The sequence below is a fragment of the Nitrosomonas marina genome (genome assembly GCF_900111605.1).
Taxonomy (GTDB): Bacteria; Pseudomonadota; Gammaproteobacteria; order Burkholderiales; family Nitrosomonadaceae; genus Nitrosomonas; species Nitrosomonas marina_A.
In genome coordinates this window covers 38,247-52,053 of record NZ_FOIA01000006.1, presented here as the reverse complement: position 1 = coordinate 52,053, position 13,807 = coordinate 38,247, and the positions used below count along the sequence as shown (strand labels likewise).

General features: G+C 45.1%; 10 protein-coding genes. 6 read left to right on the top strand and 4 right to left on the bottom strand.

Annotated features, from left to right (window positions below):
- Positions 1–6: 6 nt before the first annotated feature.
- A complete protein-coding gene (locus tag BMY62_RS04160) occupies positions 7–378 on the bottom strand; it encodes an exosortase system-associated protein, TIGR04073 family (RefSeq protein ID WP_090656964.1) in 372 nt (123 codons plus the stop codon).
- 208 nt (positions 379–586) lie between these two features.
- Here BMY62_RS04160 and BMY62_RS04155 point away from each other — a divergent pair, with 208 nt between their 5' ends.
- Positions 587–1,438, top strand: coding sequence for a coiled-coil domain-containing protein (locus BMY62_RS04155; RefSeq protein ID WP_090656962.1), 852 nt, complete (start codon positions 587–589; stop codon positions 1,436–1,438).
- A gap of 67 nt (positions 1,439–1,505) precedes the next feature.
- On the opposite strand, the gene BMY62_RS04150 is transcribed toward BMY62_RS04155, so the two are convergent.
- The 3 genes from BMY62_RS04150 to BMY62_RS04135 form a co-directional block, all read right to left on the bottom strand.
- Entirely contained in the window at positions 1,506–2,555 is a 1,050-nt protein-coding gene (locus BMY62_RS04150; RefSeq protein ID WP_090656960.1) for a M14 family metallopeptidase, read from the bottom strand.
- A 161-nt stretch (positions 2,556–2,716) separates the two neighbouring features.
- Entirely contained in the window at positions 2,717–4,156 is a 1,440-nt protein-coding gene (locus BMY62_RS04145) for a glutamate-cysteine ligase family protein (RefSeq protein ID WP_218142931.1), read from the bottom strand.
- Positions 4,157–4,491: 335 nt separating this feature from the next.
- A complete protein-coding gene (locus BMY62_RS04135; RefSeq protein ID WP_177170283.1) occupies positions 4,492–5,271 on the bottom strand; it encodes a TRAP transporter TatT component family protein in 780 nt (259 codons plus the stop codon).
- 709 nt (positions 5,272–5,980) lie between these two features.
- Between BMY62_RS04135 and BMY62_RS04130 the strand changes: the two genes are divergently transcribed.
- The 5 genes from BMY62_RS04130 (at position 5,981) to BMY62_RS04105 (ending at position 13,641) form a co-directional block, all read left to right on the top strand.
- Positions 5,981–6,868, top strand: coding sequence for a transglycosylase SLT domain-containing protein (locus BMY62_RS04130; RefSeq protein ID WP_090657074.1), 888 nt, complete (start codon positions 5,981–5,983; stop codon positions 6,866–6,868).
- Positions 6,869–7,071: 203 nt separating this feature from the next.
- Positions 7,072–7,845: a DUF3750 domain-containing protein gene (locus BMY62_RS04125; RefSeq protein ID WP_256207417.1), complete on the top strand. Its 774-nt coding sequence runs from the start codon at positions 7,072–7,074 to the stop codon at positions 7,843–7,845.
- Positions 7,846–8,085: 240 nt separating this feature from the next.
- The gene (locus BMY62_RS04115) at positions 8,086–11,325 is read left to right on the top strand and encodes a DEAD/DEAH box helicase (protein ID WP_090656951.1); all 3,240 of its coding nucleotides are present in this window, start codon (positions 8,086–8,088) and stop codon (positions 11,323–11,325) included.
- Between the two features lie 1,268 nt (positions 11,326–12,593).
- Complete coding sequence (locus BMY62_RS04110) at positions 12,594–12,881, top strand: calcium-binding protein (protein WP_090656950.1); 288 nt, start codon at positions 12,594–12,596, stop codon at positions 12,879–12,881.
- A gap of 175 nt (positions 12,882–13,056) precedes the next feature.
- Positions 13,057–13,641 carry a PEP-CTERM sorting domain-containing protein gene (locus BMY62_RS04105; protein ID WP_090656947.1) on the top strand — a complete coding sequence of 195 codons (585 nt, stop codon included), beginning with the start codon at positions 13,057–13,059 and terminating at the stop codon, positions 13,639–13,641.
- Positions 13,642–13,807 lie beyond the last annotated feature (166 nt).

Sequence of the window (13,807 nt, the reverse complement as noted above, 5' to 3'; positions counted from 1 at the left end):
AACTTGTTAGTAAGAAGACTCTACTGAGAAATCCTGCCAAACAAAAGTCGGTTGTATGGAAGGAGGGGTTGGAATAAGAAATGTTGCCACATCAAACACACCGATCACGGTACGAGCAACCGTGTGCATGATCCCGGACACCAGGCCTATAGTCATCCCATGCACAACTGAATCTCTTTGCGTTCTCAAAATAATATTTTTCGGCAGTTCAACGAAACCCGTTGCCGTATTGGCTATACCGGTCACAAATTTTTCACTTGCCGTACCGACATAACCCTGCCCGTAGCCCAGACCATAGCCATAGCTGCTGGATGCAACCGCTTGAGATGACACCAGATAAAGCAACAGCATCCAAAACAGTTTGGTCATTTTTTTCATCAGGAACTCCTTATTTCAAAGTAAATATAAAAAAATTTCAATGAGATGATTATTTCCCGGCAGTGTAACCGTAACAGACACTGAGAGACAATTTTCTTATAACGGCAAATTCTTTTAAATATTCAACTTGCTGATTCCTCTATTGTACCAGTCAAATATGACCCAATTTAAAAGCTCCAATCGTTGAAAAATTCAAACCACGGTTACAATGACTCGCAATATAAAATCCGCAACCGCCCAAAATCCTGAATACCAGAATATCTTCGATTGTCGTTATCGCCAGAAACAAAAGATATTAAAAGATATTTTCTGCGCTTACAGCGTTAATTTTGTTTTTGAATTCATCCCAGTGTCAGGTGAAAACACGGTTTTAGCTGATCGCGAAAATATGACAATTAAATTCAAGTGTGCGCATGCCGTTCTTGCAAGACAGTATCCTAATAATCGAGAGGAAATAATTATGTACCGGCTTGCATTAATCACCATACTTTTTATGCTTACACTGCCCGTCCAGGCCTCACTAAACAAATGTAAGGACGATGAAGGTCGATTTCATTATTACACGCACATTAAACCACCGGAATGTCAGGACAAAGCAACTGTCGAAATGAACAAGCGTGGCGTTGTAATTCGAACGCATACTGTCGAGCGCAAAACAGAGCCAGAAACCGATCCGGTACAGCAGGCGGCTATCGAACAGAAGCGCCTCGAGAAAGAAAGGCGCGATGCGATTTTACTCAATACCTATACCCGCGAAGAAGAAATAGACTGGGCGCTGGACAGGAATATACATCCGATTGAGCTGGCAATTGCAGGTATTGAGAAACGTCTGGAAATCGCCAGTGCACAACTGAAAAATCTTCTGAAACAAGCGAATGAAGCCAAACAATCCGGAAACACGGTACTGTCATCAATCCAGAAGGATATAATCCCTGCCAGACGTTATGTCGTGCAACTACAGGATGAGTTGAAAAAAAACCATAAACGTATCGACGAGCTTAGAGAAAAATTTGACACCGACAGAAAACGGTTCCGTGCACTGAAACAGCAGCAACTCTGAATTAAACCATCTGAACACAGGAACCAGGAACAACGGGCTTTGGGAATTCAAAGCGGCCGGCTTGAAACTATTCGCTGGCTGCGGCTATCCGTTCAGGTAGTGTCAAACGTTCCATCAGATAGCACAGGCAATCCTGATGGATTATCTGAATATTGCGTGTCAACATGGATGGCATGACCGGCCTGCTGATTCTGAGCATATCACCATCCAGATGGAAATATCGATCGGATACCTCCCGGTCCCGTTCGTCCGCGGTTCTTAACACAAGTTCACTCTGATTCTTTTGCCAGCCAATCAGTGTATTAAGTGGTAATTCCCTGAAGTTCAAATGATCAATGTTGTCAATCAAACGCAAATCCGGCTCGTCTTCTTGAAACCCTACAGTTTTGCCTGGCGCGATACGTACCACTGCAACTGTATGGAACAATTCAATATCATTCCTGGAAACTTCGTGTGCGGGTATTTCAGCCAGATTCATACAGGCTGTCAGATACTCTATGGCGTGCGCCTCTCCAAGCGGATTGTCTGGTTGCCCGCATTCCAGCGTGACTGAAGGCGCATGCTTGGAAAATGCCAGGGACAAAACCCCCTGCGGGCGCGTAAAGTATATTACCGTTCGGCTAAACAGAACGGCCAGATGCAAAAAAGGTGTTTCCAACCTGTTTACACAGGCATAGTGCGGATTCAGACCTGTATTATTGTGCACATCGACGCTGGCAAACAAACCTTTCTCAGCCGTCGTTTCATAGACCTGCTGGGCCATGCGATATTCGGGCATACTGTTGATAGTATCCGACAAGTGGTCGGTATCAAACAGCCAGATACGATTGAAATCAGGTTGATGTTCCAGGTGTCTTTGACGAAAACGGGCCGCCTCGATATTTCCTATAAACAGTGACAACGCTCGCGGCAATTCCCTGTTCTGAAAACGGTACAGGATATCGCGAATTGCATTCCAGCCGACAGGTTCGTTGCCGTGCAATAATACCGAAATGAAAATTGGCGGCGTACGCCGCCCCGGCAACCGGAATAAGGTCGGTCCGTCCAGCTGCTTATACAGCTCATGAGCCTGCAGACTCAATAAGCCTTCGGGTATGTCCTGCCGTATCGTTAACATTGTTATTTTTCTGCTGATACGCCATGTGTACCAGCAACTTTTAAATGATAGTTATTATTGACTGTATAGCATTACTGGCATGCCAGGTTCGATTAAAAAGCGTTCTATTCTTCAATCGAGGATCTTGACAGGCCGGCAACATCGTAAAACCGAAAAGTTGTTTAAACAGGCCACTCGTGCACCGGCATACCGCTTTGCTGCAGTTTTGCATATACAGCCGTCATTGCCTGCATATCGTAATGATGGCTGGCGGCATAGCGATGTTGCCAGTTAGTGCCTGTTTGTCTGCTTTTAACGCGCTGTTCAATAATGTCCAGATAATATTGAATATCCTGATTGTTGATATCCAGTCGCTCCAGACCGGAGCGCGCCAATGGTAACAGCTGCTCCAATATGAGCGTTTGCGCGTCGATCTGCTTATCGTCGAACCAGTGCAAATCTGCCAATAATCCGAGACGCGCTGCCCGATAAAAGTTCTGCCGCGCATGATTAAACAACAATTCAAGCTCGGGAGGCTGCTGTTGGTCAATCAGGCTTTTTACAGCGCCAGCGAAAAGCGCCGCATTGGCCACAATGTCGACAACGCTGGGCCCTGCCGAGATGACGCGGTGTTCGATTCGCAAATGCGGCTCTCCCTGCTCATCAAAACCGACCAGCGGTCGATTCCAGCGCCAGATGGTTCCGTTATGCAATCTTAAATGCGACATTTTTTCCGGAGGATCTTCAAACAGAACCGGCAGAATCGCCGGAAAATGTTCAAAATTCTCCTGAAAACACTCCATCAAAGAATTTCTGGCATAACCGGTACCAAAAAAAACACGTTTTAAATCGCCTTCGACATCGACACGCTGCCCATGCCCTCCAACAGACACAGCCTGTTCAAATAAAGGAATCCGTGTCTCTTCCCAAAGGCGTTTTCCAAACAGAAACGGTGCGTTTCCAGTTGCTGCAACCATGGGCCCGGATAAAATAATGGCTGCATTGTAATAGCGCGTCGCATGACTCAATGGCACCTGCAAATGCAACTGAAAGGAAGTTGCGGCAGCCTCCAGCATGACGTCATCATGTTGCAGACGAAGAAGTTCGTCGCCTTTAATATTAATATGCAACGGTCGACCCTGTCGCAACCGTAATACCTGTTCATTCAAGGCACGATAACGCGGTGAATTGGACATATTTTTCAATGACAGATCCGTCTCCCTGACTGTTGGCAGAATACCAATAGCCAGCATGTCCGAACCGAGTATTTGGGCTTGCTTGCGGCACAAATCAAAAATCTGACCCAGGTTGTGCTGCATGTCACTGAACACGTTCCCACTCAAATGCTGCGGCAGACTATTTAATTCAATATTAAAACTGGCCAGTTCCGGTACGACAAGTGGATGATTCAGCATCTTCAGAAACTGTTCGTTGACCGGTGCAGGCATAGTGTTTTCATCGATCAGCCAGGCCTCGAGTTCATACCCGAACATTCTCTGCTCATGAACGAATTTCTGTTGCGAAAACCATTCGCCCATGATGTTCGTCTCACGTTCCAACTGTGCGTCAAACAATTTCAGGTCTTCAAAGTTGAAATGATCTGAAGGTATTTCGTTACCCATAATTACTTGCCACTCACTTCCCAGGAACCAGGAATCAATGCATCATTACAAAGCAGTATTCGTTGCATATCTGCGCCATTCAGAACGTTATACCTACCTTGCTGTAAAGTTGATCAAAACACACAATCGTTTTGACATACTTCATTCATTTTCGACGAATGTCAGGATTAACAAAAGGAAGCTGTCTGTCCGTCATCATACAACTTTCGATACAGCTTTGTCGAAATCAGAAATAAATTTTTTCTGATTGGTTGAAACAACCCGTCACGTGCGTCACGTGCAGTCAGTGTACTGATCACACAAGCTGCTGTGTTCCTGAAACCGGTGTTCGGGAATTATGCGCCTGCCTTTTCTGAAAGATGCCGGGCAATATCAATAAACCTTCTATATCTGAAGCTGTTCTCTGTTTCAACAGGAAAATCCAGAATATACCTAGCATGTCGATAAGCTTCCTGTTTGTTCCCCAGCTCAAACAACAGTTCCGCATAAAAGGCACGGGCGATTATATCGTTTGGAAACAGCCTGAGTGCCCGCTTAAGATGGAACAGCGACTTTTCTTTATTGCCAATACTGATCGGAAATCGTGGCAGTTTATGATACATGCGTCCCAGCGCCTTGTGTGCGCCCGCTTGATCGTACTGTTCGTCCAGTTCTATGACGCGTAAAAACAATTTTTCCATCGGACGCATAAACCTCAGCGCATTCAATATGCCGCTTTCCTCGCTCAGTTTACCCATTGCAACGGCTTTCCAGTATAACGCTACAACCGCATTCGAATGGATAGCGAGAGCGCGATCAGCAATATCCATACAACTTTTGTAAAGCTCAATTCGTTTATTGCGCTCATTTTCGACCTCCGCATTGGCGCATTGCAACCGCGCAAGTTCAGCGATAACCTCAGGAGCCTGTGTCGTCTGGGCCAGTTGTTTTATCCACGCGATCGTTGCCAATAGTGCAGACCGGTCAATAGCGTTTCGCTGAACCGCGCGATCGATTTTCTGTTGATAGGTATCCGGCAAATATTCACTTGCAGCACGCGCAAAACCGGCATGGGTAATGCCGCCCATAACCAACAGCAATGAATAATTAAGAAAAAGAGTTTGCCAGCGACACATATTCATCACCACTAAAAAATTGCAGCATCAACCACGCGATTCAAATCACGGAAAAGGTATTCCGCACACATTTGAATCTTCTAAATTTCAGCGGATTATTCGGCTAAACTCACGGCCCGTCAAGCAGAAAATTAAGGCTATTTAACGTGCAATTCCGGTTTTCGATAATAATTTAACTGAAACAAAAAAATAGCCTATATTTCACATAATTGGATAACATTCACAAATTGGCTTCAGACAGCTTGTTGTAACCAGATAACCACAATATTGTCGCTGAAATTAATTGCGTCTGATAAAATTCATTGCAGAGTTAAAACCGAAGACAGCAAAGCTTACTGATACTATGCTGATACTTTACGTGCTGTTGTCGATATTTTTTACACTTATAACTTCTTTCCAACAGCAGCCAGCAACAATTAACTGACAAATAACAGTTTTTTTATATGGCATAATTCTTGCTTCTTAACTTTATTAAAAGAATAAAACAAAAGCGCTAAGAACATATTAATTTATCTGTGCTTGGTCAGTGCGACGGCGTAATTGTCAGCAGACAATAATCAGAATCAGCGCCCGCATATCGTGCAGTATGCAAATTGCCAGCACTATCTTGAAACGACGACGGCACAGCCGGTTCCTGTCTGATACAGTCAGGAAGATGCGCCAATATGCCGCACAATTTAACTCTGTAAAAGGCAAACAATTAAAAATTATGCATTTACACAAACTGATACTACTTATAATAATTACTGGCGGGCTCGCGTTATGGGGCACTGCAAACGCTAATAATGTTCCACTGATTCTAAAAAAACATTTATCAAAAGAACCGATTAACAAAGCCAAAGTTCTGGTTGCGATGGCAAAACAGCATGAACATGCGGAAGGCGTACCTCGTGATTATAACCGTGCAATGGAACTGTACTGCAAAGCGGCCGAGCAGGGTTATGACGAAGCCTTGTATTCATTGGGATGGATGTATGCCAATGGACGCGGTGTTAGTCGGAATGACGGCATCGCGGTACAGCTGTTCACCCTGGCCGCCGAAAAGGGACATTCGCAAGCCAATACGATGATCCGCTATCTGGAAACAGCGCAGGAACCGGAACTGCCTGACTGTCTGCAATCAATAGCGAATACCAGCACGGTTGATTATTCAGATAAACCTTTTTTTGATCTTGTCCTGAAACTGGCCCCCGAATACAACCTGGATCCCAACCTGGTTATGGCCATCATAGCTGTTGAGTCCGCATTTAACGAACAAGCGGTCTCGCACAAAAATGCACAGGGCCTGATGCAACTTATTCCGGCAACAGCCGAGCGCTTTGCAGTTAAAAACATATTTGACGCCGAAGAAAACATCAGGGGAGGCATGGCCTATCTGCGCTGGTTGCTTGCTTTCTTCAAAGGTGATGTCACCTTAGCCGTTGCCGCCTATAATGCCGGCGAAGGTGCAGTTGAAAAATATCAGGGCATCCCACCTTTTACAGAAACACAAAATTATGTCAAAAAAATACAGGCGCAATATGCACAATTAACACATCCCTATGAACCTGACATTGTTCACAGGCACGCTGTCATCGCTTTGTCCGAATACAAATAAGACCCTGAAAACGTCCGGCCTGTCTTAAGAATCATACAGTTTCGATCAGGTATCGACACACTGACAGAACGGACGTTATTCTGCAAATTATGTTATCAACCCAAACCAGTGGAACTTCTCTCCGCCAAGCGTGATCAACTATGGCATGAGTTGGATACTACATACCTACAAAGCATTCTCGCTTCTTATTTACCCTGACAATAATGAGCCGCTTCCAGTCTGACAATCGCTGGCTCATTGCCGGGGCAATTTCCGTTCTAATGTGTGTATTGGTCGTTTCATACGATGCCTGGGGTAACTGGCGCACAGCTAGTCGCGCTTCTATCGGCATCGCACCTGATCCGGTCTCAATACGCGAAGCAGTGGTACAGGTTTATGGTGCACGCGCTTATAGCTGGCGCGGGTATTTTGGCATTCATACCTGGATTGCCGTCAAGCCTACCAATGCCGAATCGTTTACAATCTACGAAGTACTGGGTTGGCGTCAACGCAGACAATTACCGGTCCTGGCCATTTATGATCAGCAGCCGGACCGACGCTGGTTTGGCAACGCCCCCGAAATTCTTGCCGACAAGCGCGGCGATGGCGTGGATGCGCTGATCGAACGTATTGAGCAGGCAGTCGACAACTATCCTTATGCACGGCAATATACCTTATGGCCGGGGCCGAATTCCAACACATTTACCGCCTGGATTGCGCGCACCGTACCCGAACTGGAATTGAGTTTACCAGCGACAGCTATCGGAAAAGATTATCTGGGCTACCGTCTGTTTGCCACCCCACCGAGCGGCAGTGGCTTTCAATTTTCACTTTTTGGGTTACTGGGCTTTATAATCAGCAATATAGAAGGGGTCGAACTTAATTTTCTGGGATTGACTTTCGGTATCAATATCGATCCGCCTGCCGTCAAGCTGCCTATTGTTGGAAACATCCAGCTGCCATCCCGGCACACCATCGACATGACGGAAATAAGCTGAAGATATCCATGTGCCGTATAAAAACGGCTGCCAGCTCACAGTTCCCAGTACGAAAATAATGCCTTTCATTTTAAGACTGGCACGATCACAACGGTTTTTTCATAATCTGTTGACAGCCACCATCACTTATTATTTGCAGAGCCAATCCGGTACCCGGTTACATTCAGTCTGCTACACTGCAGGTTTACGCTATCATTTTCCGAATACATTTTAAATAATTGACACTATCAGGTTTTTGATTTGAAGAACTTCCAGACAGTACGGGTCACAGACATTCAGGACATTTTCGGCAAGAAAAACTACATTCGCGGCCAGCACTATTTTCTCCAGAACAGAGTCATTGACCTGAATATATCCACAGAAACCACAAATACGCTGATTCTCAATTCATGCGTCATCGGCAGCGGTAACCAGCGCTACAATCAGGTCATTGCCCTCAACAAGGAAGGACTTTTTTTACAGATTAATGGGCAATGCAGCTGCCCCGTTGGCTATAACTGCAAGCATGTCGCTGCTGCATGCCTGGCCTTCAAGCAAACGAAGCTACAACAAAAAAACGAAACGGACAAGGCGTATATCAACTGGTTAAACAGTTTTGATGAAAACATAGATAAAACCGATACATCACAGGAGTTTGTAGTCTGCGTGCTGCGTAAACATGACGCCGACACGGAGTTTTCATTGTCGCTGCAGGCGACGCGCGAAAAAAAACAAGGCGGCCTGACGGTTGGCAGGCACATTCCGCACACCAATATACGCTACGGGTATTTCTCCAGTCGGCAATATACACCGGAAGAACGTGAACTTCTCCGGCTCGTGGCGGGTCTGGACAGCAATTACCAGGACAATGCTCTGATTACCGGCGCCATAGGTCATCTTGTATTAAAAAAAGCCCTGCAAAACGGCCGCCTGTTCTGGAATTCGCATCAGCATGCATCATTGCATGAAGGTGAACCAAGAACGTTGCAAGTAGCATGGCATGCACGCAAGGATGGCACTTATAGACTCGATATCGCTGTAGCCAACCGGGCAATGCTGTTACCGACAGAACCGCCGTTATATCTTGATGCGCAAGATCTGACCATGGGAACAGTGGATTGCGCAAACCTGACGCACCGGCAGTATCAAAGGCTCCTGGCCGCTCCGCCGGTTCCGGCTGAACATATAGATGACTTCAGTCTGCGTTTGCTGACAGAGCACCCGGAACTGCCAGTACCACCTCCAAAACCGGTTGAATTGACCGAGTTGAGTGGATTGTCGCCGCACCCCCGACTGAACCTGTTGGGTCAGCAACTCGATAACGAGCGGTATATCCATCTGCTCAGGCTGCGTTTTGATTATGGTGACCATACAATCTCTGCATTTCACGACAAAACGGTGAGCGTCGTTAAGTCAAACCAGGGTTTCTTCAGAATTAGCCGGGATCAAGCCCAGGAAAATGCTGCCGTCCAGACATTACTTGAATTTGGCTTTCGCCGCTTTGAGCTTCATACAGAGCAGGACTTGTTTTTTTACAGTCCTGCAGAAAATACCGTCATGGACAGCGCCGTTCGCTGGTCGCACTTTATCGATCATCAACTGCCGTTATTGACGGAACAGGGATGGCTAATCGAAACCGATGACAGCTTTCAACTACAGTTTCAGCAACCGCAAAACTGGGATGCTGAAATTGAACAAAGCGGCAATGACTGGTTCAGAATGCATTTCAACATCACTCTAAACAATCAGTCACTGCCACTGCTGCCGCTGATCACGCCGGTACTGGAAAGCTACGATCGCGATCACTTACCAGAATTGCTAAGTATTCCATTAGGAGAGCATCAATATGTCAATATTGCTGCAGAGCAGTTAAAACCCTTCCTGGACATCCTGTACGAATTGTATGACAGCGCACATTTCGATGGCGATGGTGCCCGTATTTCCCGCTACAATGCGGCCATACTGGCGGACCTGGAGCGCCAGAGTTATGGCTTGTTCAGTTTAACAGGCGGCAGGGAGCTGATTGAAACAGGCAAGAAGCTAAGAAATTTTAAAGGAATAGCCGATGTATCACCACCTGCTGCCTTGCACACCCGGTTACGGGAATATCAGCAAAAAGGATTAAACTGGCTGCAGTTTCTGCGCGAATACCGCTTTGGCGGCATTCTGGCTGACGACATGGGCCTCGGAAAAACCGTGCAAGCCCTGGCACACCTGCTGCTGGAAAAAGAGTCCGGTCGCATGGACAAGCCCTGCCTGATCGTAGCACCCACCAGTTTGATGAGCAACTGGCGCCGCGAAGCAGAACGTTTTACGCCCGACCTGACCGTACTGATATTGCAGGGCAGCGACCGCAAGCAGCATTTTGACAAAATCACACAATTCGACCTGATACTGACCACCTACCCACTGTTGTACAGAGACGAGCAGCATCTGCTGGCCAACGCATACTACTATCTGATTCTGGACGAAGCGCAGACCATCAAAAACCCGAAAGCCCGGGCGGCGCACGTAGCCCGCCGTATCGATGCGCAACATCGTTTGTGCCTGACCGGAACACCAATGGAGAATCACCTGGGCGAACTCTGGGCGCAGTACGATTTTTTGATGCCGGATTTTCTGGGCGATCAGGCCTGGTTTAAAAAAACCTATCGCACACCGATTGAAATTCACGGCGACATCGAAATGAAAGAACGGCTTTCCAGACGCCTGGAGCCCTTCATGTTACGCCGCGCCAAACGCGATGTTGCAGATGAACTGCCGGAGAAAACGGAAATTATCCGCTCCGTTGCGCTACAGGAAAAACAGGCTGCTTTATATGAAAGCATTCGGGTCAGCATGGAAAAGCGAGTGCGGGACGCTATTGCCGAGAAAGGTCTGGCGCGCAGTCATATAACTATTCTTGATGCATTGCTGAAACTGCGGCAAACCTGTTGCGATCCCAGAACGCTGCGGCTGAAAGAAGCGCAGAAATTCAAGCACTCCGCCAAGCTCGACCTGTTGATGGAAATATTGCCGGAATTACTGGAGGAAGAACGGCGCATTCTGATCTTTTCGCAATTTACCCGCATGCTGGGACTGATCGAAGCCGAATTAAATCGTCGAGAAATAGGTTACAGCAAACTGACCGGGCAAACACGCCGTCGCGACGAAGCAATTGAACAATTCAAAAGCGGCCAGGTGAATGTATTTCTGATCAGTCTGAAAGCGGGTGGCGTCGGACTCAATCTTACCGAAGCCGACACAGTCATCATTTACGATCCATGGTGGAACCCGGCAGTTGAAAACCAGGCCGCAGATCGTGCCCACCGCATTGGTCAGGACAAAGCGGTATTTGTATACAAACTGATTACGGAAAATACCGTCGAGGAAAAAATTCTGGAAATGCAAAAAAGAAAGCAACTGCTTGCCGAAAGTGTCTACCAAAGCGGCAAAAAAGAGAAAGCCCTACAGCTGTCAGCCGAGGATCTGACAGAATTGTTCAAGCCACTGGCAGATTAATGGAATAACAAGGAAATTCCAGAAACAACACTGTTGTTGCTTAAAAAAATCAAACATGGCAATTTAAACGGATGCAATGTTGCTCAATCAACAAACGACCGTTTGTCCTTGCTTGCCGCCACTCCCATAAAAACCCAAAATTTGTCGAAAAATTTTACACCGCTAAAAATGCTAAATGGGTAGTAAATTACGCCCTCCGGTAGAAGTATTTCATAAATGGACCACTATTACAGCTTTGCGGTGCAAGGTAAATCATTATCAAAAAATCCGTAATTACTCCCTCTCCTCCTTATAGCCGTGTATCTCAGGTTTGCGCCAGATATCACTGAATTATCAGTATTTTTCCTGACTTAATTGCACTAACCAAACTCAGAACCATACACGCAACTACGCTGTATTTCGTTCCTTATTAAGACAATATACGTCTACAAAATTTAAACACATTGCGTACGGCCAACTACAGGAATCATAAAAAAACTCGTTGAATTATTTTACATATTGCAATTATGCAAAACTTTCTAATAATTATTTATTTTCAATGTGTTGAAGTAAATAATAATATCAAAGCACCACGAAAACCGCATATAAATTGCGCGATTCATTCATTCCAAGTGTCGATATTTTTTACAAACGCACAGAATAACCATATTAAAAATAATGATTTATAAATTGATTTACTCTTTCTGTTGTTTTCAAAGCTACTGTTTATGGGCGATGCCGGAATATGTTAAATGTTTTCTGGACGACTGGCATGAAAATTGCACGACAATTGTACATTGGTACAGATTGACTTTGGGGCAGGTTTTCTTGTGGTTTTATTTGATGTGGTTGTTACTAACCGCGTAATCTTATGAAGAGTCATATAATTTACACTGACTCAATAAATGTTATTATTTTCTTACAATAACTTATGAAAAAATATTTGAAGATAATACTATTAGTTATATTTGGGTTAAGTGTTGTATTCATGATAAATCAAAGACTTCAAGGTAGTAACATTATTACTTCTGACTCCCTCAAACAATCTAAAGGAACAGAAGATCACACTGCCGATAGTTTTACTATATCTAAATACCGATTCAATCATTTTGCATTAGCTTATTAATGCTGTTTGAGCAGGTATTCCCATCAAAGCTCCAAAACAATAATCAACATAGATCCAATCGTGCAATTCCGGCTTTAGCAAAAATTGCATTCAGCGCATTTGTCATAGCGAAAGCTTGGCAAATTTTTTTAGTAAAACGCTATTATTAAAGGGGGATGTATTCATGAGCACAATCAACGGTACGGAAAACGCTGACGTTTTAATTGGCACAGCGTCTGGTGATACGATTTATGGTGGCGCCGGAAATGATGAAATCCACGGTGGTGGTGGTTACACCAATAACTTGTACGGTGAAGCAGGTAACGACACTTACGTATTTACGCCTAATGGAGCGCTTCAAAGAGACCATATTTACGAAGACCCTAGTTCTGGTGAAAATACGCTTAAAATTGAAGCCAATGAGGCTGATATAAGGCTGGTCAGGGAGAGGATGTTTTACCAGACAATCTGACTTTTGTGACTGAAAATATTCTACTTGGATAAAAGTTAACTTTCTATGTGGCAGACGAAACTACGCTTTTTACTCGAAAAAGTATAACAGCGCAATTTTGTCTGGATAATACCAAGTAAATCATAGCCCCGTTTATGGGCAAACCTTAAAATCAAACTAAGAAAAAGGAATCGACATGAAAATAATAGTATGTTTTTTAATTGCACTGTTTGCCGGATCGGCCAATGCTGCATTGATTAATGGTTTTACCGGACCCTATGATCTATCAAACTGGACCGTTACCACTGCGGGTGATGTAACCGTAAACAGTACATCTCCGTCTTCTTTGGAGTTTGGCATACACAGTCCGAATGTAGACTATGCCGCAGGTCAACTTGGGGGAGGATCAGCAAGGTATGAAATTATGGCGGCAGCAACAGGATTGGTGTCGTTTGACGCAGCTGTTACTTCTGATCACTTTGCCGGCACAGATCCGTCTATACTGTTTTTTTCTTCGTTTCCGGATGGCTCCCCGTTTTCTCTAGAATCAGATTTATTTCAAATTGGACCCATACACATTGAAATGATGGTTAATAGCGGCGAAACCTTTGGATTCCAGTTTAACGCAGGTCTTAATAATGCACTTGCCGGATATCAGGTTTATGTGTTCAATTTCAGCGCACCGGTACCGGAACCGCATGTTTTGCTGTTATTCGGTCTGGGTTTGATATTACTGGCTAGATTTTCACCCATCCATATCTCCCGATTAAGAAAGCACTGAAGCCAAATCGGCAGTCTGCGCTTTGACCGTAATGGTTAAGCGCGTTTCTTGTATAATGACCCTACAATAAAAACAAGAAAATATCGGAACATGCTGTACGCATGGTTGCGTTTTAACTTCAGGCAAATCACTTCCAGTCCGATTTTCCTGATCAGGTGTCAGGACT